This window comes from Lysinibacillus sp. fkY74-1 (assembly GCF_053165895.1).
In genome coordinates this window covers 4,069,764-4,091,994 of the sequence record NZ_CP170173.1, presented here as the reverse complement: position 1 = coordinate 4,091,994, position 22,231 = coordinate 4,069,764, and the positions used below count along the sequence as shown (strand labels likewise).

16 protein-coding genes are annotated in these 22,231 nt (G+C 36.9%); 10 read left to right on the top strand and 6 right to left on the bottom strand.

Features of this window, described 5'->3' with window-relative positions:
- Positions 1-87: 87 nt before the first annotated feature.
- The 3 genes from ACE1MS_RS20210 (at position 88) to tatC (ending at position 1,915) form a co-directional block, all read left to right on the top strand.
- Positions 88-723: a redox-sensing transcriptional repressor Rex gene (locus ACE1MS_RS20210; protein WP_012291935.1), complete on the top strand. Its 636-nt coding sequence runs from the start codon at positions 88-90 to the stop codon at positions 721-723.
- 164 nt (positions 724-887) lie between these two features.
- Complete coding sequence (locus ACE1MS_RS20205; RefSeq protein WP_010857065.1) at positions 888-1,073, top strand: twin-arginine translocase TatA/TatE family subunit; 186 nt, start codon at positions 888-890, stop codon at positions 1,071-1,073.
- 17 nt (positions 1,074-1,090) lie between these two features.
- Positions 1,091-1,915, top strand: coding sequence for a twin-arginine translocase subunit TatC (tatC, locus tag ACE1MS_RS20200; RefSeq protein WP_012291937.1), 825 nt, complete (start codon positions 1,091-1,093; stop codon positions 1,913-1,915).
- A gap of 75 nt (positions 1,916-1,990) precedes the next feature.
- On the opposite strand, the gene ACE1MS_RS20195 is transcribed toward tatC, so the two are convergent.
- Complete coding sequence (locus tag ACE1MS_RS20195) at positions 1,991-2,755, bottom strand: CPBP family intramembrane glutamic endopeptidase (protein WP_031416324.1); 765 nt, start codon at positions 2,753-2,755, stop codon at positions 1,991-1,993.
- A gap of 168 nt (positions 2,756-2,923) precedes the next feature.
- On the opposite strand from ACE1MS_RS20195, the gene groES reads away from it, so the two are divergent.
- The 5 genes from groES (at position 2,924) to ACE1MS_RS20170 (ending at position 8,047) form a co-directional block, all read left to right on the top strand.
- On the top strand, positions 2,924-3,208 hold the full coding sequence (groES, locus tag ACE1MS_RS20190) for a co-chaperone GroES (protein ID WP_024363933.1): 285 nt from the start codon (positions 2,924-2,926) through the stop codon (positions 3,206-3,208).
- A gap of 128 nt (positions 3,209-3,336) precedes the next feature.
- Positions 3,337-4,971, top strand: coding sequence for a chaperonin GroEL (gene groL / locus ACE1MS_RS20185; RefSeq protein WP_447402585.1), 1,635 nt, complete (start codon positions 3,337-3,339; stop codon positions 4,969-4,971).
- Positions 4,972-5,177: 206 nt separating this feature from the next.
- Entirely contained in the window at positions 5,178-6,257 is a 1,080-nt protein-coding gene (locus tag ACE1MS_RS20180) for a FecCD family ABC transporter permease (RefSeq protein ID WP_447402584.1), read from the top strand.
- Positions 6,258-6,261: 4 nt separating this feature from the next.
- The gene (locus ACE1MS_RS20175) at positions 6,262-7,023 is read left to right on the top strand and encodes an ABC transporter ATP-binding protein (protein ID WP_012291941.1); all 762 of its coding nucleotides are present in this window, start codon (positions 6,262-6,264) and stop codon (positions 7,021-7,023) included.
- A 13-nt stretch (positions 7,024-7,036) separates the two neighbouring features.
- Positions 7,037-8,047: an ABC transporter substrate-binding protein gene (locus tag ACE1MS_RS20170; protein WP_012291942.1), complete on the top strand. Its 1,011-nt coding sequence runs from the start codon at positions 7,037-7,039 to the stop codon at positions 8,045-8,047.
- Between the two features lie 102 nt (positions 8,048-8,149).
- On the opposite strand, the gene ACE1MS_RS20165 is transcribed toward ACE1MS_RS20170, so the two are convergent.
- The 4 genes from ACE1MS_RS20165 to ACE1MS_RS20150 all read right to left on the bottom strand — a co-directional run bounded on the left by ACE1MS_RS20165 (position 8,150) and on the right by ACE1MS_RS20150 (position 14,881).
- The gene (locus ACE1MS_RS20165; RefSeq protein ID WP_036164138.1) at positions 8,150-8,803 is read right to left on the bottom strand and encodes a 4'-phosphopantetheinyl transferase family protein; all 654 of its coding nucleotides are present in this window, start codon (positions 8,801-8,803) and stop codon (positions 8,150-8,152) included.
- Positions 8,800-11,967 (bottom strand): non-ribosomal peptide synthetase family protein, encoded by a 3,168-nt coding sequence (locus tag ACE1MS_RS20160; protein ID WP_198696199.1) that lies wholly within the window; start codon positions 11,965-11,967, stop codon positions 8,800-8,802. The genes ACE1MS_RS20165 and ACE1MS_RS20160 overlap by 4 nt, the downstream gene beginning before the upstream one ends.
- Positions 11,968-12,098: 131 nt before the next feature.
- Positions 12,099-13,847 carry a methyl-accepting chemotaxis protein gene (locus ACE1MS_RS20155; protein WP_012291945.1) on the bottom strand — a complete coding sequence of 583 codons (1,749 nt, stop codon included), beginning with the start codon at positions 13,845-13,847 and terminating at the stop codon, positions 12,099-12,101.
- Between the two features lie 557 nt (positions 13,848-14,404).
- Positions 14,405-14,881, bottom strand: a complete 477-nt coding sequence (locus ACE1MS_RS20150) for a hypothetical protein (RefSeq protein ID WP_447402583.1) — start codon at positions 14,879-14,881, stop codon at positions 14,405-14,407.
- A 151-nt stretch (positions 14,882-15,032) separates the two neighbouring features.
- Between ACE1MS_RS20150 and ACE1MS_RS20145 the strand changes: the two genes are divergently transcribed.
- Both ACE1MS_RS20145 and ACE1MS_RS20140 read left to right on the top strand, forming a co-directional pair.
- Positions 15,033-16,370 carry an AAA family ATPase gene (locus ACE1MS_RS20145; RefSeq protein ID WP_012291947.1) on the top strand — a complete coding sequence of 446 codons (1,338 nt, stop codon included), beginning with the start codon at positions 15,033-15,035 and terminating at the stop codon, positions 16,368-16,370.
- The gene (locus ACE1MS_RS20140) at positions 16,363-17,094 is read left to right on the top strand and encodes a hypothetical protein (RefSeq protein ID WP_012291948.1); all 732 of its coding nucleotides are present in this window, start codon (positions 16,363-16,365) and stop codon (positions 17,092-17,094) included. The genes ACE1MS_RS20145 and ACE1MS_RS20140 overlap by 8 nt, the downstream gene beginning before the upstream one ends.
- A gap of 44 nt (positions 17,095-17,138) precedes the next feature.
- Here ACE1MS_RS20140 and ACE1MS_RS20135 read toward each other — a convergent pair whose 3' ends face one another.
- Positions 17,139-22,223 carry a DUF5724 domain-containing protein gene (locus ACE1MS_RS20135; RefSeq protein ID WP_447402582.1) on the bottom strand — a complete coding sequence of 1,695 codons (5,085 nt, stop codon included), beginning with the start codon at positions 22,221-22,223 and terminating at the stop codon, positions 17,139-17,141.
- Positions 22,224-22,231 lie beyond the last annotated feature (8 nt).

Below are 22,231 nucleotides of genomic sequence, written 5' to 3'. Positions count from 1 at the left end.
TGTTGTATATAGTTAAGGATAAATGTATTAAAATTAGTAGTTAAATACAGTAAAATTGATTGAGGTTCAACATAAGGAGGAGAAAGTTTGAAACAAGAATTAAAAATTCCACAAGCCACTACAAAAAGACTTCCTCTTTACTATCGATTTATTCAAAACTTTGCACAAGAAGGTATGGAACGTATTTCGTCGAAGGAACTGAGTGAAGCGATGAAAATAGATTCTGCAACCATTCGCCGTGACTTTTCTTATTTTGGTGCACTTGGAAAGAAAGGCTATGGCTACGATGTACAGCATCTATTACAGTTTTTTAGCCAGACGCTTGATCAGCATGAAACAACAAAAGTAGCGTTAATTGGCGTGGGGAATTTAGGCAGTGCATTATTAAAATATAATTTTCAAAAAAACCACAACACACATATTGTTGTAGCATTTGATTCGAAAGCTCCGAAGGATGGCAAAATGATTAGTAACATTCCTGTTTTTCATCCTGATTTGCTAGAAGAAAAGTATGCAGAATACGGGGCAGAGCTAGCAATTTTGACAGTATCACCACGCTCTGCACAAAAAATGGCAGATCGCTTAGCGGCTATGAATGCAAAGGGAATTTTAAATTTTACGCCCGAGCGATTGACTGTGCCAGATAGCATGCAGCTCTTAACCATTGATTTATCGGTAGAATTGCAAGCGCTTATTTATTTAATTCGTAATCAGGAAGTGTGAAAATTTTACATATTTAAAGTGGAGTTCACCGTTTCTGTCAAATAGTAATTTTAAACAAAACGCGGTAATATCAGTGAGAGTGACGAAAAACTTTCACATATAATTAGTTAGCAAAATGGCGAAATATGCGTTAAAATGATGGATATAAAGAGGAGGTGGCTGTAATGGGTGGTATTGGTCCTATGAGCCTCATTATTATCGGAATTGTCGCGTTACTAATTTTTGGTCCTAAAAAGTTACCAGAGCTTGGTAAAGCATTTGGTTCAACACTACGTGAATTCAAAAATGCTACTAAAGGTTTAGCCGACGAAGATGATGATGACAAGAAAAAGAAAGAACTAGATAAGTAAGTTAGGATGTTTGAGGAATGAATCCAAAAGATCTAACTGTCATTGAGCATATAGAAGAATTAAGAAAACGGCTGTTCATTGTTGCCGTTTTCTTTGTTCTCGCTATGGCTGGCGCCTTTTTTGTCGCAAAGCCACTTGTTAAATATCTTCAAACTACAGGAGCAAAATATAATATCGAGCTCCATGCATTTGACGTAGTAACACCACTAGCCATTTATATTCAAGTTGTTTTTTTAATTGCATTTATTCTTTCATCGCCAGTTTTAATGTATCAATTGTGGTCGTTTATTAGTCCAGGGTTAAGGGAAGTAGAGCGAAGAGCAACCTTAAGCTATATACCATATTCTTTTTTATTGTTTATCGCAGGGTTATCATTTTCATACTTTTTACTATTCCCGTATGTCATCAAATTCATGATGAATTTATCAAATGATTTAGATATTCAGCAAACAATTGGTATACATGAGTATTTTACATTTTTATTTAAACTCACAATACCATTCGGTTTTCTATTCCAATTACCTATTGTAGTATTATTCTTTTCACGGATTGGAATATTAAGTCCAGATCTATTAATTCGTATTCGTAAATATTCATATTTTGGTTTATTTGTATGTGCTGCTCTCATTGCGCCGCCTGAATTGGCGTCTCACTTAATGGTATCAGTACCACTGTTTATCCTGTATGAAATTAGTATTATGATATCTCGGGTTGGTTATAGAAAATATCTAAAATCAGAGGAAATTCGATTAAAAGAAGAGCAGGAAGCTGAACAAAAGCGCCAGATTGAAGAGGCATTGGAACAGCAACGACGACAAATAGAAGAATTGAATAATCAGTAATAGTTAAAGCTCGGTGGCCTCATGAAGGCACCGAGCTTTTGTATTTTTGGCAACTTTATATAGCTTTTAAAAAAATTATTGCATTTTTTCTAGTTCTTGAAGAAACTTTTGCAATGGTTCTGCATAGAATTGTACAAGTGTCACAAATCCATTCAACATGACGTGTGCAATAATAGAAGTCCAAATACGTTTTGTTTTGTGATATAAAAAGGCAAAGATTAAACCACAAATTGTATAAAGTAAAATATGAGAGAAGTCGAAGTGTATAATCGCAAAGAATATAGCACTTACTATTGCCGCCACCCAGAAGTTTGTTGTTTGGACAAGTGATCCAAATATAACTCTACGGAAGACGAACTCTTCTAAAATGGGACCGAATACAACAATCGCTAATATGGCAATAGGAGCTCCTTTAGCTATAGCGACAATATCTGCGGTATTTTGGGAACCTCCTTCGATACCAAAAACGGCCATTTCAATAGCTGCTCCAATCATTTGACCAAAAAATACAAGGATGAAGCCAAGAATACCCCAAATAATTGTGAGCGGTATCGTTTCTTTTTTTCCTTGATAAACGTTCCAAAAGGTTTTATCACGAGATGTTAAGATTAAACTTAAAATGAGCGCAATTGCAAAGCTAAGCGCAATATACCAGCCTTGAGTTATAGGCGCTGCTTGCTCAGAAGTTAGGTCGGTCATCTTCATAACGAGCTTGTGAAACGGTAAGAGCAACCATCTACTTGAGATTTGCATAAGGATATAAATCAGTAAAACATATAGAGCGGTTTTTTTATGTTTTGTTACTTTTGGAGAATTAGTCACAGTCAAAATCCTTTCCATTCATAGGCTTCCTTTCTATTGTAGATGAATATGGAAAGAAAACAAAATTTTTCGAAGTTCTGACTTGCAAAAAAAAGTGTGATTGATTATCATAATAATTGTGTTAGCACTCGATGATATAGAGTGCTAATAAATTCAACAATTATTATTATTAGGAGGTTGTTTCACTTGTTAAGACCACTAGGAGATCGTATTGTAATTGAACTAATCGAGGTAGAGGAAAAATCTGCATTCGGTATTGTACTACCTGACTCTGCAAAAGAAAAACCACAAGAAGGTAAAGTTGTAGCAGTTGGGACAGGTCGTGTTTTAGAGAACGGACAACGTGTAGAGCTTGACGTTAAAGTTGACGACCACATTATTTTCTCTAAGTACGCTGGTACAGAAGTTAAATATGAAGGTAATGAATACCTAATTTTACGTGAAAGCGATATTCTCGCAATTATTGGATAATTTTTAATGCACCTTCAATGAAGGTGAATGCTTATTGTTTCTTGAACGAAAAGTGACAATAAGATGAAATTGATATAAATATATTGAAGAAGCTTAACGAATATTCCATTTCAGGAGGGTAAATTCTCATGGCAAAAGATATTAAATTCTCAGAAGACGCTCGTTCATTAATGTTACAAGGTGTAGATAAATTAGCGAATGCAGTAAAAATAACATTAGGTCCAAAAGGACGTAATGTAGTGTTAGAAAAAAAATTCGGTTCACCACTTATTACAAATGATGGTGTGACAATTGCAAAAGAAATCGAGCTGGAAAATCCATACGAAAACATGGGAGCAAAATTAGTAGCTGAGGTTGCTTCTAAGACAAACGAAATCGCTGGTGATGGTACAACTACTGCAACAGTTCTTGCACAAGCAATTATTCGTGAGGGCTTGAAAAACGTGACAGCTGGTGCAAACCCTGTAGGTATCCGTAAAGGGATTGATAAAGCTGTTGCTGCGGCATTAACTGAATTACACACGATTTCGCGTCCTGTAAGCAATAAGGATGAAATCGCACAAGTTGCTGCTATTTCGGCAGCTGATGATGAAGTTGGACAGCTTATTGCTGAAGCGATGGAACGTGTAGGTAATGATGGTGTTATTACAATTGAAGAATCTAAAGGCTTCACAACAGAGCTTGATGTAGTAGAAGGTATGCAGTTTGACCGTGGCTATGCATCACACTATATGGTAACAGATACAGATAAAATGGAAGCAGTTCTGGATAACCCATATATCTTAATTACTGATAAAAAAATTACAAACATCCAAGAAGTATTACCATTATTAGAACAAGTGGTACAACAAGGTCGTCCACTTTTAATGATTGCTGAAGACGTTGAAGGAGAAGCACTTGCAACACTTGTCGTGAACAAGCTTCGTGGTACATTCAACGCTGTAGCAGTAAAAGCACCAGGTTTTGGTGATCGTCGTAAAGCAATGCTTGAAGATATCGCTATCTTAACTGGTGGTCAAGTAATTACAGAGGAATTAGGTTTAGACCTAAAATCAGCTGATATTTCTTCGCTAGGTCGTGCTGCAAAAGTAGTTGTGACAAAAGACAATACTACAATTGTTGAAGGTGTAGGCGGTGCAGATGCAATCGAAGCACGTATTGGCCAAATCCGAGCACAACTTGCTGAAACAACTTCAGAATTCGATAAAGAAAAACTACAAGAACGCCTTGCGAAATTAGCGGGTGGTGTAGCAGTTATCAAAGTAGGGGCTGCAACAGAAACAGAGCTTAAAGAGCGTAAACTTCGTATTGAAGATGCTTTAAACTCAACACGTGCAGCTGTTGAAGAAGGTATCGTATCAGGTGGTGGTACTGCACTTCTTAACGTGTATGCAGCAGTGGAAAAAGTGTCTGAATCTGAAGAAGGCGATGTAGCAACAGGAGTGAAAATTGTTCTTCGTGCTTTAGAAGAGCCAGTTCGTCAAATCGCTAACAACGCTGGTCTTGAAGGCTCTATCATCGTGGATCGCCTGAAACGTGAAGAAATTGGCATTGGTTTCAATGCAGCAACAGGCGAATGGGTAAACATGATGGAAGCAGGTGTAGTAGACCCAGCAAAAGTAACTCGTTCAGCATTACAAAATGCTGCGTCAGTAGCTGCTCTATTCTTAACAACAGAAGCAGTAGTTGCAGATATTCCTGAACCAGCTGGCGCAGGTATGCCAGATATGAGTGGTATGGGCGGCATGCCAGGAATGATGTAATCGAACGCTAAATGCGATTTGAGTAATAAACTTATAAAAGAAACCAGTTCTCAGTTATAAAATTGAGAGCTGGTTTTTTGTTATGGATACGAAATTCAAATTAAAAATTTTTTCCTGTTGTTTTTCTATAAGATATCACTTACAATACAAATTGATAATGATAATCGTTATCAACGATAGTGATTTTGATAGATAGAGGTGACATTTTGGATAAACAGGAAGCTAACAGAATAGGGATGGGCAATATATATTATGTCATAGTTTTACTATTAATTGCCTCCATTGTAATATCTGCCATTTTTTCTGTATCAATTGGGCAGGTCAGTATACCCTTCAAGCAATCAATGGATATCTTGTTGCATGCTGTATCTAATGGGAGGTTTGGCACACTTGATAGTGTGGATAGTGAATCCTATCTGAATATTATTTTACAGGTCAGAATGCCGCGTGTTATCTTTGCATTGCTCATCGGTATTGGACTTGCTTTATGTGGGGCTGTGATGCAAGCAGTTGTACAAAACCCCCTTGCTGATCCATACATACTTGGCATTTCTTCAGGTGCATCCTTAGGTGCAACTTTTGCCATTCTCGTTGGTTTTGGGAGTAGTGCATTACTGGCACAATTTGGTGTAGCCTTTGGTGCATTTGCTGGAGCTATGCTTACTTCTATGGCAGTGCTTATTTTATCTAGTATAGGTGGTAAAGCAACATCGGTAAAACTTGTTTTATCTGGTGTTGTCATAGGTGCATTATGTAGCTCCTTTTCAAGTCTTATTATCTTTTTTGCCAATAATGCTGAGGGCATAAAAACTGTTACTTTTTGGTCTATGGGAAGTTTAGCCTCTGCAAGCTGGGATAAAACACCGATTTTAGCAATCGTCATTGTATTAGGAGCTGCGTTATTTCTTTGTCAACATCGTGTGCTTAATACGATGCTACTTGGAGATGAATCTGCAATTACATTAGGTATCAATTTAAGTGTTTATCGTAAATTGTATATGATTCTCACATCACTAATAACAGGAACGATGGTTGCTTATGCAGGTATGATTGGTTTTGTCGGCTTAATTATTCCGCATATTACGAGAGGGATTTTTGGAGCAGATCATAAACGATTAATGTTAGGAACGTTACTCTTAGGAGGACTTTTCATGATATGGGCAGATATTTTATCTCGAACATTAATCGAGAATGTAGAACTACCGATTGGCATCATTACTTCTGTCATTGGATCACCATTATTCATCTATATGATTGTAAAAAAAGGTTATAACTTCGGAGGGTAGAACAATGGAATTAGTAGCGAAGGAAATAGAAGTAAAGATTGGAAAGAAGGAAATTGTAAAAAACATATCGATTCATGTAAACAAGCAGCAATTTGTGGGCTTAATCGGACCAAATGGATGCGGAAAGTCAACTTTATTGAAAAGTATTTATAAAAGCTTAGTACCACAAAAAGGGATGGTCTTTTTAGATGATTTAGACGTTTTGAAAAGCCCAGAAAAAAAGATTTCACAGCATTTAGGTGTAGTGGGGCAATTCAATGAAATGCACTTTGATTTAACGGTACAGCAAATGGTGATGTTAGGCAGAACACCTCATAAGAAAATGTTAGAGTCCGATAACCAAAAGGATTTTGACATTGTCGAAGAGGCTTTAACACGGACAAATTTACAAGCTTACAAGGGTCGTAGTTTCCTATCATTATCTGGTGGGGAAAAACAACGGGTTATTTTAGCGAGAACAATCGCCCAGCAACCTAAATTTATGATTTTAGATGAACCAACGAACCATTTAGATATACGCTATCAAATTGAAATACTATCTTGTGTGAGAAGCTTAAATATTGGTGTGTTAGCAGCACTGCATGATTTAGAAATGGCTGCACATTACTGTGATTATCTTTACGCAGTAAAAGATGGTGAGATTTATGCGCATGGTACCCCGGAGCAAGTTTTAACACCCGAGATTATAGAAGCTTTATATCATATCAAGTGTCAAACGTTTACTAACCCAGTGACGAATGGATTAGGCTTTGCATATGGACTATAGGAGGAGCAACAATATGAAGAAAAAATTATTATTAGGAATTGGTTTAGCCGCTGTATTAACGTTAACAGCTTGCGGTAATACTACCAAAAATACTTCAGAAGAAGCACAAACAAAAGAGCATTATCCATTAACTATCGAAAACTTTACAAAGGCTGAAGGTGGTTCGACATGGGAGAAGAAAGATCAAGTATTCGATAAAGCACCTGAAAAAATTATGGCAAATACACGCCCAGCAGCGGAACTACTATTGCATTTAGGACTAGGGGATAAAATCGTTGGTGTTGGTGCAAACTTTGGTGCTGTAGATAAATCTGTAGAAGAGGCATATTCAAAGTTAAATATATTAAGTGATGAATATGTAGGGAAAGAGGTAACATTAGGAACTAATCCAGATTTAGTATTTGGTCGTGGTGGCTTATTTGATAATGCTGAATGGGGGGTAGGCACAGTAGACTCACTAAACGACATGGGCATTAAAACATTTGTATTAGAATCATCCATTACAGGTGGTACATATGATTCTATTTATAAAGATATCGAAAATATCGGTGAAATTTTCAATGTTCAAGACAAGGCCACTAGCTTCATTAAAGAATTAAAAGATCGACAACAAGACATTACTTCAAAATTAGAAAGTATTAAAGAAGAAAAGTCATTTGCTTATTTACATACAAATGATCCAAAAGAACTTTTTGTATACCCCGCGCACGATGAAACATTTTTTAACGACGCATTCAAAATGGTGAAGTTAGATAATATTTTCAAAGATGAAACAGGAGATGTTAGTGTAGAAACATTAATTGCATCAGATCCAGATGTGTTAATTCTTCCAAACTGGGATGGGTCTGATCTGACAAAAGTTCGTGAAGAAATCTATGCTAACCCTAAGCTTTCAAGCATGAAGGCTATTAAAAACAAACAAATTTATATTGTGGATTACAATTATATGTTTGGTTATGGCTATAATACAATAGATGGTATGGAAGCCTTAGCGAAAGAAATGTATCCAGATTTATTTAAATAATATATTGGAGCTGCCCAGACGGTTTATAAAACAGACACAATGGGCAGCTTTTCTATTCATAAAAAAGGGAGGAGAAATGATAGTTTTCTCCTCCTTGTTTTATTACTGTAGAAGCTGATGTTTATTTAATGTTGTTATTTTTACATGGGTAGAGCCATTGTTCCAGCAAATGGTTACAGGATGACGTTGATCGAGATAATGTAATTGCGTTGAAAGATCCGCTCTTGTTTTTTTTATATCGATAGTATCAAGCATGTGAGGTGATAGGTGAGGGAATAAGCCTGTTTTAAAAAGAGCCTCCTTTAAAGTCCAAAGCTCATAAAAAACATGTAGAGGTTGATGAAGAGCCATGTGGAACTCTTGTTTAGATAATGCAAAGTGCATAATATCTTTATTCACTGGCTTTATTTCTTCAACATCAATTCCTACTCGCCCGTTTGTTGTTAGGGCCAGGACAATCCAATCACCAGAGTGAGAGAGATTAAAATCGCCTTTCCAGTGCTGATGACTCGCTACATTTGGACGACCATATATGTCTTGAGTTATTTGGAATGTGGTCTTATCCATGAATGGGAGGAGCACCCACCTAATAAGCGTGTTACCTAGCAAGGCTCTTTGACGGTCCTGCCACTGCTTGTACTGCTGGATATTTCTTTGAACATGAGAAGGGAGTACATTATGAAATACATTCCATTCTGCTGAAGTTAACGGTTCCCCTAATGGTAGTGCAAAAAGCTGTATATCATTTGTGCTCATCGTATATTGACTTGCGTAGGCTCAGGAAAGTAGCCAGTTTCTATCCCGTATTCAATCATTTGGTGAATAAATGCTGTATTTGGTGCAGCACATTCAATTCTTGCATTGGCTAGAAATTCAATCGTTTTTTTACAGTTAAAGATAAATGGTGAGTCACTAGCTCCATCACCTTCTAGCTGTGCAATAGCTAATGCTAAATATTCCTGTACTTCTATAGAATGATCATCATGTAATAGCCAATTTGTATACTCTTGCTTTGACATAACTTGTAAATCATAGCCAAATTCCTTCAGCATGTCGATTAATTCTAAATAAGTAAGCGATACAGGGTTACATAAATGGAAGACATGACCATTTGATGCTGGCTGATTAGCTAGACATACTAATGCTTGGCTAGCATAATTAATTGGTGTAAAGTCTACATGCCATTGTACAGAAGGTGTTTTACCTAAATAAAGCATAGCTTTAATCATACGGTAAAAGGCGTTATCATCGATATTACGTTGGAATTTTCCTGTTTCAGAATGACAACTCAAATTACCTACTCGATAGATTGAAATAGGAATCATATCATGTACTGCATTTCTTACGAGATTTTCTGCTTCCAGCTTACTTTGTGTATAGACATTATGAAGCTTCGTATCGTAGTTGAAATCACCATTAGCCTCTTCTGCCCCCCATTGAATGGCAGCGAGCTCCTCTGGAATACCGATTGTTGATACATAATGAAAATGAATACCAGGTTTACGCTCTGCCAATTCAAGTAAATAACGTGTCCCATTTACATTGACATTATTAAAATGCTCAGTCGCTCCGAAGTGACGTACATCAGCTCCACAGTGGATGATGGCATCGATTTCATCTATTAGTGTCTGTTCATCTTCACTAGTTAGATGAAGTTTTTTCTTTCCTAAATTGCCTTTAATGATAGTTACTCGATTCTGCATATGTCTACCAATGTTATGTCCAAAGTAAAATTGCATACTTTCCATTAGCTTATCCTCTAAAGTGCTCTTTTCACTTGGTCGAATAAGGCAATAGATGTGCGCTTTTGTTGAGACTAGTAGCTCATATAGCACGTGGCTTCCTAAATAACCTGTCGCACCTGTTAATAAAACCGTAGTCATCGGTAATGGCTTCACTATTGGTGAGATTGGTAGCGGACCAGGCTCCATTAAATCCTTATAAACAAGGTTAGTAGGTTGCGTTTGCACGTCTAAATCTTCAGGCTGATGGTTGCAAATATATTGATCTAATTCAGCAATCGTTTGATATTGGAAAAAATCCTGAATCTTTAGGAATGGTATATGCTTCTTCACTTGTACAAGAATTTCAAGTACTTTTAATGAATGTCCGCCAATGTGAAAGAAGTTATCATGAATACCTATTGGGCTGACGTTAAGTACATATTCCCATGCATTTGCTAGTAAATGCTGCGTATCATTTTCAGGGGCAACGTATAAATTACTCCGTGATAAATGTGTATCCATTGAGGCCAACTGCGTGCGATCAATTTTGCCAGTAGGGGATAATGGCATTTCTAGTAATTCGATGAATCGTTCAGGCACCATATAATCTGGTAAAAGATTGTGTAAATAGTCTCTTAAATTGCGTTCCTCTAGCTGAATACCACTTGCCACCGTATAATAAGCAAATAAATGGTTCTGACCATCAGACATTTTCTTAGCTATCACTACAGATTCCTGAATGGTAGGGTAATTGCTTAATACTGTCTCAATTTCTCCAAGCTCAATACGGAAGCCTCTTACTTTAATTTGCGAATCCTTCCGTCCAACAAATTCAATGACACCATTAGGTAAAAGGCGCACTAAATCACCTGTGCGATACATTTTTTGATCTGGTTTAAACAGATGCGGGACAAAGACCTCGGCTGTTTTTTCAGGCTGATGTAAATATCCTGCTGCCAAGCCAACCCCAGCAATACATAGTTCGCCTGTTACATGAACTGGGCAAAGCTGTTCATCCTCATTCACCACATACATCTCATAATTGGCAATCGGTTTGCCGATAGGAATACTAGATTGCATGTCTGTAAGCTGACTTTTTATCTTAAAGTAGGAAGTTAACACTGTACATTCAGTTGGTCCATAAACATTTATAATTTCTGTAGAATATCCGAACTTTTCTTGCCATTTTTGAACAATGGCAGGCAATAGAGCTTCGCCGCCGACGGATAAATATTGTAGTGTCATCAACTTGTCCCGATACTCTACAGGTAAATGTGTGGCTAATTGTGTAAAGAAAGCGTTTGGTACAGTTGCTGTTGTTACTCGCTCTCGTGCAATCATATCAGCAAATGCTTCTATTGAAAGACGCTCAATACTTGTGAGCATATGGAGTCTTGCACCAGAAAAGAAAGCGGTAAAAGTCTCTGTCACAGAGGGATCAAAACTGTAAGAAATAAACTGAGAAAATACACCTTCTTCAGTCGAATGGTAAATTCTTTGATTATCTGTAATTAGGTTAATAACGGCTGTATGTTTAAGCAAAACACCTTTAGGTTTACCAGTAGAACCAGATGTATAAATAATATAGGCTAAATCGGATGGATGTAGGTTACATGGCAAATCCTCTTTTGAAAGGCCACTCTCCATTTGATTGATTGTTAGCACTGTGTGTGATTGGAACTTATTATGTATTAGGTCATTCAGTAAGTCACTATATTCGTTTTTCGTAATGATAAATGGTGCACCTGTATCATGTAACAAATACTGGCAACGTTCTTTTGGATAACTAGGATCGATAGGAACATAAACACCACCCGCTTTTAGCACACCTAACAAACTAATAATAGTTTCCTTACTACGGTCCATGATAATTGCCACATAGTCACCTTTTTGAAGACCATTGGCTAATAGCATATGTGCAACTTGGTTGGACTGTTCATTTAACTGACGATAGGTCATCTTGCCATCTTCATAGGATAGAGCGATACGGTCTGCAAATTGCTGTGCTACTTGATAAAATACTTCTGGTATTGTAATAGTTTTATCATAGTCAGCCATAGTGCGATTTAATGTTTGATAAGCTAATGTATCCTCTTCATTTAATAGCTGTGTATGATTGGATAGTAGCTTCTCTTGTTTAGAAAAATGCTTATTAAACTGTGATGTAGGACAATCAAATTCTCGTTTATTATTCAATCATTACAACCCCTATTCTAGAAAAGGGCAGTCACTTATGCAGGAAATTTTAAGTCCGTTAGCTCTGACAGAAAGTATTCTGTAGAAGCTAAGGGACCAAAAACACCGTATAAGGGCAGCCCTTTCTCTTTTTATTTCACTACAAAGGTATTGACAACATTCAATAATTCTTCAGATAACTCGGATAGTACTTGTGCTTCTTCAGATACTTGCTGTACTGTATTTAGCTGAGAGGCAGAAGTTGCAGCTACTGCTCTTGTACTATCTTTAGAGTTGATGGAGAAGTCCTCCATATCTTTAACAGCAGAAGTGACTTGTTCCATGCCAGCCGCCATTTCTTCAATAGTTGCGGATAGCTCTTGTATTTGCCCTGTTACATGATGAATAGATGTTAAAATTTGACTAAATGATTGTTCTGAATCGTTGATCATGACAATACCATGATCAACTTCCTCTACCGCCCGAACCATGATATTAACAGATTCATTCGTATCGTGCTGAATATGAGATATAAGCGTGGAAATTTCCCGGGCTGAGGCCTCAGACTGTTCAGCTAGCTTACGCACTTCATCAGCTACAACGGCAAATCCACTGCCAGCTTCTCCTGCACGAGCAGCTTCAATGGCTGCATTTAAGGCTAGGAGGTTTGTTTGAGAGGCAATGCCAGTAATAATGCCGACAATTTCTTCAATTTTATTAGAATGATCGCCCAGCAATTTAACAGATGCCGCTGATTGATTGACTGCCTGACTAATCGCATTCATTTGAGCGACAGACTTATTAGTTGAATCATTCCCTCTTTCAGCTTCCTCAGATGCTAAAATAGAAGATTCTGAAATCTGATTGGATGTCATCGCAATACGTTGAATTCCAATACTCATTTCTTCTATTGTAATTGTACTTTCTTTAGCTCTTTGAACTTGAAGATCAGCTGAACTCGCAATTTCTTGCATGGAAGAAGCTACGGTATTGTAGGAATCAGAAGTTTCCTGCATATTCGTAGACAAAATATTAGCTGTGTTTGATACACGTGCTGATACATTTGTTGTACTTTTAATAACAGTTTTTAAGTTTTCAATCATCGAATTAAAGTTTTGAGTAAGCGTTCCTACTTCATCCGTTGAAGTAACTGGTAAAGGCTCAAGCTCTAAATTACCATTTGCTACTTTTTTAGATTGTAAGGATAGCTGCTGAATAGGTGTTAATTTTTTTCTTAAAAGAGTATACACAGCAATAGATGAACCAATTAAGAAAATAACCGTTACTACCAATGTCCAAAGTGCCTCTGACATAGCCTTACCAGTTACCATCGACACGTCATAATCAATAGCATACGCAGCTAGCATATTTCCATCATCATCTAAAATTGGTGTAAGGCCAGTTTTATAGCTACCAAATTCATCGCTATAGATATCTGTAGCTGTAGCCTCTTTTGTCTCAAAAACCTCTTTAATTCTCGCTAGGAAATCAGGCGATAAACCCATAGCAATCATGTCCTGATTATACTCAGCTCCTAGTTTAAGTATACTAGAAGAAAGGACAGGTGCATTAATATTTTCCCCATTAACAGTTATTAAAAAGAGATTGGTAATGCTATCTGAATAATCATTAATAGCATCCATTTCCTTCGTCAGTCGAAGTGCATCAGGGTTACTGTCTGAAGGATTATCTAATATCGATTTCAATGTGTTAACATCAATTGTTTTGGCTAAGATCATGCCTTTGTCATCAAGTGATTGATTCATATCTGTTAAATTACTATTTCTTACTATATAATAAGAAAGACCTAAAGTAACTAATCCAAACAGTAATAAAATACTTACCATTATAGCAGTTATTTTCTTACTAATAGACATATGCTGCTTCTTACGTTTTTTCATGCTTTTCCTCCTAATTATATTATACCGATTATTTCATGTTAAGGATGAGAAATGGGTATTTAATCGATGAAATAAAAGCTCATTCAATGTAATGTCGTGGTGTCATTCATAGAATTCTAGATGCATTCTCAATAAATATATACCAGTGAAAAATAATCTAATTATCCCCTAACAATAAACTACTATACTGCCAAAAAAAATGATTCACAACCCAGAAAACTTACTATTTGAAGTGTAGATTTTAGTAGATGAATGAGAATTTTTAGTGTTTTAGTCTATGTATTTTTCAGCTTAGACGATATTTTTACGAAAATTTAGAGGCTATTTAATATAAAAAACAAGTATGCTCAAAACTGAGTCAAATTTAATTTAATTAAAATTTGGCTAAAATCTTATTTTTTAATCTCTCGTTAAGTCTTTTTGCCTATTAGGGAATGTCATTTCTTCTAGAAAATACTATTGCTTATCGTAGTTTTGTTACGGGAATAAAATATAAAAATGTAAAAAATAGGCTTTCTCTTTATTCGTAAATGAATAAAGAGAAAGCCTATTATTTTTTACGGCTGTCTGGGATTACCGATGATACCTGGCATTATATTGGGGAGTCCTGGCAATAATGGGGGTGGGAAGCCTGGGAATTGTCCCCCTGGAAATGGCGGATATGGCCTTGGTGGTTGTGGTGGATAAGGTTGTGGTGGATAAGGTTGTGGTGGATAAGGTCTTGGTGGATAAGGTCTCGGTGGATATGGCCTTGGTGGGTACGGTTGCGGCGGATAAGGTGTCGGATAGGGTGGTGGATAAGGTGGTGGATAGGAATTACCAGGAGGTGCTCCTGTACCAGCCGCGGTTATTTGGCTAACATCAACAGTCACTATTTGACCGTTATCTAATTGAATTTCAGCAGTTCTTCCTCCTGTTCCAAATGTTCGAATTAATGTACCTGAATAAGTCCCAGTAGGAAGTGTCACCCATATTTTCATTCCTGGACGGAATTGACTGTTAAAATCTTCAGGGGCCAATCTAGGATAAACCAATGAAACACACCTTTCTTCATTTTCTTTAACATATTCCCACTTACTGTGAGTGTCATAGGCTATAGGCTAGTTGATAATTAAGTGGAATATTGTTATAAAATATATCAATTTTCATTATAATAGGGGAAAAGAGCTAAAGGGTGTTTAGCAGATGGCAATCATTAAAGTGAAAAAAATAAACATAAAAAATTTACGGAATGTACGACATGGTGAGATTATTCTGGCTGTTAACTTTGAGACCTTCTTAAAAGCAAATGTTGTTGGACTATACGGACAAAATGGCTCAGGGAAGACAACCATTGTTGATGCGTTTGGTTTATTGAAGACCCTTATCTCAGGTTGGCTTGCTGAAGTGAAGCTGCCCTCGCAAGAGAAGCGGCTAATTTTAGCAGGCGAGGATACAGCCAGTCTTGATTTTGAATTTTTAGTTGAGAATCAATTTGGTACATTTTTTGTCCATTATTATGTAGAGCTGCAGGAGGATCAACATCGGCTCTATACAACACTGGAACGTCTCACGTACCGAGAAAATGACAAAGGAAAACGCTCAAAGGTGTTAATGGCTATGACAGAGAATGGTATTCAAATTCGTAACTCTCATTTGCCTGATATGAGTGAACAAGCACGTATTCAATTGCTTGTTATTCAACAATTAGCAAGAAAGGAATATCGATCCTTTCTCTTTCATAAAGATTTGAAGCCATTATTACAGGAACGGCTTACCGAGCAAGAAATACAGCTGCTCCAAAATATGGCCGTTGATTTTAATCGAGATTTACATGTAGTGAATAATCAAAATATTGCTCCTCTATTTGAAGAACGTATCATGCCATTTAGTATTCATTTAGAGAAAACAAGAGGGCAAATTCCGTATGATTTAAAGGGTCCTGCATTATTGCCAGAGGATGAATTCTATGCCTTATGTGAAGTGATTGAACAGAGTAACCGAGTGCTAGCTGCTATTATTCCAGGTCTAACTATTAAAATCAATATCATTACAAAGCAAACAATGGATGATGGTGGACAAGGCATCCGTTTTGAATTTTTATCGCAGCGTGGAGAGCAGGAATTACCCTTACGAACAGAGTCTGAAGGGATATTGAAGATTATTTCAGTTCTTAGTGTATTGATTGCCGTATATAACAATCCAAATGCTTGTGTCGTGATTGATGAATTAGATTCAGGTGTTTTTGAATATTTGCTAGGTGAGTTGTTAACAGTGATAGATGAGGATGGAAAAGGACAGCTTTTTTTCACATCCCATAATCTACGAGTGTTAGAGGTGCTAGCTATTAAAAATTTATGGTTTACGACAACGAATGAAAATCACCGTTATATGCAGTTAAAGGGCATTAAAGAAGTAAATAATGCCAGAGATGTCTACTTGCGTGCTATTCAGCTTGGCGGCCAGGATGAAGAGGTTTATAAGGAGACTAAAACATTTAAAATTAAGCGTGCTTTTCGTAAGGCAGGTGTGCACCATGACTAAAAAAGTACTTTTAATCATTGTTGAGGGGCAGACGGAGCAAATTATTTTAGAGGATTACTTGGATGCTTACTTCGAGAATGCAACTATACGATTTGATGTCCAGCGTGAGGATGTATTAACAAAATGGGATGCCCATAAACGCATCCCGAATATTAAAAACAGTGTTATACGGGTAATCCAGAGTTATTTAGAAAAATATAAATTTTTGGCGAAGGATTTAACTGCTGTTGTTCATATAACAGATGCAGATGGTTGTTTTATTGCACCAGAATGCGTCCAAGTCGATGAGAAAATTGAGCAAAAATTGTTTTATACTGAGGAAGCCATTTTAGTGAAGTCTAATAAGCGTAAGGAGCAAATTGAACAGCGCAATGAAATGAAGGCGAGAAATGTCAGAATTTTAATTGCCAATGACCATTTTAGTATTAATCGCTTAAAAGTGCCTTATCAATTATTTTATTTCTCTACAAACTTAGAACATGTACTATGGGATGAACGCAATGAAATCCCAACAGAGAAAATCCACAAGGCGGATGAGTTTATAGAAAACTTGTCTGGTACAATCGAAGATTATTTAAAGGCTTATTTGCCAGTCGATACTGAATTACCATATAGGGAAAAAATGAAAAAAAGCTGGTCATATTTAATGGAAGGAAGCCATTCATTACAGCGAGGAACGAATGTACCCCTTTTATTTGAAATGATAAAAACAGACGTACAATAAAACAGGTGACATATGTTTCGTCACCTGTTTTTGTTTTATATCTCTTAATGCGTTTGTTCATAACTTCGAATATGAGCTAAAATGGCTGGGTCCTTAATTTTAGTATCTTCACTTAGCAATAAAAGCTTTGCCATAATTTCAGCTGTCCGTGGATCATCATCCACCATAGGTAAAAATATACGTCCACGATGCTGAGATGGGACTGCGACAATCGGTATCATCGAACCACCGACTTGATGAACGATACCGCTGCCTAAATGCAAGGAATAGCTTGCTAATTTACCTTCAATAAGGACATGTTGTTTTTTAGTTTCTACGTTGGATAGTTTTAATAATTTAGCTAATTCTTCAACGATAATACTCCGCATGTCAACAGTAGAATGACTGGCCTCAGGGTCGACACCACCAACATGGGCAACGCTGACAACGAGGTCCATATCCCGCATAACCTCGGAGAAGATTGCGGCTGGAATATCATCTAAGACGATATCTTTTCCTGTTAAACGGTTGTAGAAATAAACACCTTCGATTGTAGGTGCTTCGATTTCTGCTGGAGTAAACCAGTCTGCCTGCGCATACAAGGAAGCCACTATATTTTCTTTGTAATACACCTTACGAGGTCCAGTTTCATAACTAATTTGCCAGCCTCGTGTTTTTAACAAGGCTACTGTTTGAGATGGATTGACTTGATGTCCCGCATAACGCAATGATTGTTTTCGTCCTTTTTCGTCTGCATTTATAAGGTATAGTTCACGGAACACTTGTTTAAATGGCTGTTGTATTTTGTGCTCGAACATATAGGCTTGCCATTGTCTCCATTGACCACTTTCAAGAAGATGATAAGGATGAGCAATCATTAAGGTTGTTGTTGGAGCCAAATTCACAACGTTACCTGATAGTACTTGTAAGCCCTCTGGTGTTATCATCCCAACATGCTCGCCGCTAATAAAGACAAGCTTTTGTAAAAGAGGAGCTAGAATTGGGTGAGCTAACAGGTTGATTAGCTCTTCCGCTGAAAATATGGTTTCTAATGCCATTGCCTGCTCAAGTGCTGGACGTGCACGTTTATATTGCTCTTGCAAATCTTTGCGAGCTTCTTGAAGAGTGACAACGTCAGCATGCTTTTTTAAAGCAGTAGGTATGTTTTTTAGTCGTTTACCATCTTTTTCAACAATTATCGTAATAGTTGCATCTTCTTCGATTTGTAAATGCGCTGTTATTTGTTCGATAGGCTGTGCTTTAAATAAATGCTGAATATCGTTAAAGGCTGATAATTCCATTCGCCATATGAAGCGAGTGGCTTCCCCATCTCCAGCATTACGGGCTAAATTTTCTAGTGCAATACTAGCTGCTCGTGCCTCACTTGCCCTACGTTGAGCGCCAAATTGTTTACTCTCCTTTAAAAACTGTTGAATAAATTGGTAACGATCTAGAGCATCTTTGTCATCTGCTGATTTTAAAGGAATAAGTCCAAGTGCACGTAGTTTATCTTTATTGCGCTTTTCTTGAATTTCTTTCATTAATGGTTTCGGACTAAGTTTGCCAATGGCTGTATCTGCATATAACTGAGCTCGACGATGGTTGGCTCCTTCAGAAGCATATTTTGCTGCATCATATACAACTTTAAATTTCTTCGAACCCAATGTTTGGTAAGCACTTTGGAACCATGCTAAATCAAAGGCGCCATCACCAAAATCTTCTGCCGTTATGCTGGAGAAGAGAGCTATCTGATCTTTGGCAAAATCTGATAAAGAATCTGTAGTATGAGCAATAAAATACCAAGCTGATTCCTTTAGTCCTTCCCAGTCAATCACTTCACTGACAAGGTCAATCCAATGCTGGTTATACATCATAGCTTCAATTAAACGCTCTTTAGAAATCTCTGTTTTTTGCCATGCTTCTTTTAATTGCTGTGCCGTTTCTTCTTTTTTAGGATAGCAGCTAGTTAAAAGGCGGGAGAATACATCTTTCTTCGTTTCAGCCTGCCATATATAGCCTCGCGAAAGCTTTTCACCATCAAGTGCCTGTAAAATTTGCAGGAAATAATCAATCCCTTCAAAGTAAGAAATGCTACTAGCCAGCTTGGTAACAGCTGTTGGAGTATCACCACGCTTCAGTTCTATAGCTAAGATGCGATCTATAGCTTCATTACGAATAGCAAGGAAATCCGTTAAGTCATCAAACGATTGATAGCGATCTAGTAGTTTACTTGGTTCAGTAAATATTTCTGAGGCAAGAGTATTCGTAAAAATGGCTTCATATAAATGGTCTTGCTTTAATAGACCAGCTTTAAAGGCATCTAAATATTGGAATAATGATAAATCGTATAGAATTGGGCTATAATTTTCTTTTTGCATACGTTTTGTTAGCTCTTCATTGATGGCAAGCATTTTAGCATAGTCTTCATAAGTTGCATAATTCGATAGTCGATCGACAAATGCCTCAATAATATCTAAGTCGATAATTGTAGAGGTAGATTGATAGTAGTAATAACCTTTATCTCTTACATTCACTCGCCATTGATCAGCAGGGATTTGATGTAATAGCTGAAGCACAATACCAGCCGCCTGATTGAAGCTATTAAATGCCGGTGTATGTCTTTCCAGTAATGAAACTGCTTCTGTATGCAGTGTTGTCTCTCCTGAAATATTTTTGATATCTTGTGACAAAACAGAAAAAATTTGTTGAAGTGTATAGTGATATTTCAAGGAATTAAATTGAGCAACATATTTTTTTATTTCTTCATACTGAAAGAATGGTTGTATAAGAACATGGGCTGCTTCAGAAAGGTCATGCGCAGCAGGGTATTCAGATAGATGACTATAAAAATTAAAATACGCTAAGTCTTCACTGCTAAAGGATGATGATTGAATCCATTGAACAATAGCCTCTGGGATAGGATAAACATCCAAACTAGCATGTCGCTGACTGTCTGTTTTAGTGGCCAATATACTGTATTTTTGTCCTAAAGTAGTGGTCATTTTAGTGTCATTCCATTGAAAAGTTTCATATTCAAAATCAGCATATTCATCAAGAATATGAATAAGTTGCTCTAACTTGAAGAGAAGCTTATCTAAATCATATTGGAAAAATTTTTCAATAGGTGTAGGTGTTTGTACATATAAAGGTATAAGCTGTTGCCAAGGTTCTTCACTGTTCATTTTGATGGAGCTATTGGTAATGCTATCGTATGAAATAGGGGCATGTGGTGTATACAAGCCAAAGCCATTGCTTTCGTTATATTCTGGTACATCCCTTGCTACTAATTGTTCTAAAAATACTTGTTCATTTTTTGTTATCTTTGGTAATAGTGAGCATAATGCCGTAATTTGCTCGTTAGCTAAATTGTAGTCCTTAGAGGCCTCTAATAATAATTCAAGACCGCCAAGCCTCTTTAGCTGTTTATTATCTTTTATTAATCGTTCAGCGCTTTGCAATACATGATCTTGTGGTTGTACTTTCAAGAGTGAAATAGCTTCTTTTCGCAGAGCCCCAGATTTATTAGCTAAAAGATCCTCAATTTTTGCTATTTCTTCTTGGGTTGGTGTCAGGGCATGTATTTTTTTTAATGCAAGGGAACGATTGATAGAGCTTCGATCTCGTAAAGAATTGAATAGAAATTCACGCTGTCCTTGTGTGATTGGATCAAGACAATAAATATTCAATAGACCAATCCTACTTGATGGTGGATAAGCATCTGAACGTGCAATGATTCGTTGGAATAACTCTTCATCCTGAAGATAATGCGCAAGAATGATTTGTGTTGAAATTAAGTCTTCGAATGACAAGTGTACAAAGACAAAAGATAAAGGCTTGCCTGTAATGGATAATCCGTCTTTTGTCATTTCATTTTTTGCCCATTCAAGCTGTTCAAATAAAGGATATTCTATGCCTTGTAGCTGTGGATTTTCTTTCATAAAGCCTTGAAGTGTTTTTTCCCATTCGTTATCTCTCGCATATTCACTATTTATATAGTGGTTGGCATGAATGAAATTATTCCATGCAAATGCAAATAACTCGATATCCTTCGTTGTTAAAATTAATTCCTTCACAAAAGGCGCTGTAAAGGAGATTTTTGATAGATTCTTTAAAAAGGCTAATGTTGTAAGCTGAATATGCTTGTCTCGCTTTAAGAGATCAGCTAATAGCAATTCTAGCTTCGTATAGTCTTTTGTAGAAGTCGCCCATAATGCGACGTAAATATCAATGGTACGTTCACTTTTTAGCAGCTGTTCGGTGAAATGATCATCTTCCACCGCTTGGATGGCTAAAGACAAAACTTCTTCCGTAATTTTTTGATTTTCAAAGCTACTATAGCCAAGTCCCATCCATGTATCGACCGCTCGAATAACAGAGGAGAACCTTGTTAGTTGATGTTCCTGGATAAGTTTCATCATTTTTAGTTGTGCATCTAGATTCCCATGGTCAATATTTTCTACAATTGCTTGTCGAAGCCCTTCTTGACGTGCAGCCGCTACTAATAATTTACCAAGTGCTTCATGCATCCGACTATTGCTTGATTTAAAAATGCCACGAATGAGGGGATGACCGAAAAAGCTACTGCGGTGCTCATCAAATAAAATACTTTCTATCTTTTCTTCAATGATAGGATTTTCTAAGGATAACTCTTCAGCAAGCAATTGCTCAAATACATGAAAGCTCATTACTTTTTCATTTTCGTTTTTCAATACATAGGAGCTATAGTTAGGGTATGTACCATGCTCATATTGGCTGTGGTGAGCTAGTAAATCTTGTAAACCAATTTCCTCAAATGTCAGCATCTCCTCTATTAATTGTAGACATTGAAAAAGATGATCTTGTACGGACGAGGCTGACCGAAATGAGCGACGTAAACTATCAGTTTGGAATATCGTAGCATCAAAACGTAAAGCTAATTTCTTGATATGGAATGCCCGTTCCTGTGAAGAAAAAAGTGTAAGCACTTCTAATAATGGTCCGCTAAATAGTTCCTCTAGTGATTGAACGTGCTGTTCTGTAATAAGCTGTTCAATATCATAATTCCGATTGTCCATATATTTTAGTAATGCAGCCGCTAATGGCTGTATAGTTGACGGTGCTGTGTCAACTATACTTTGAAAATGTGTTTTTTGTTCATGTGAAAGTGTCATGAAACATT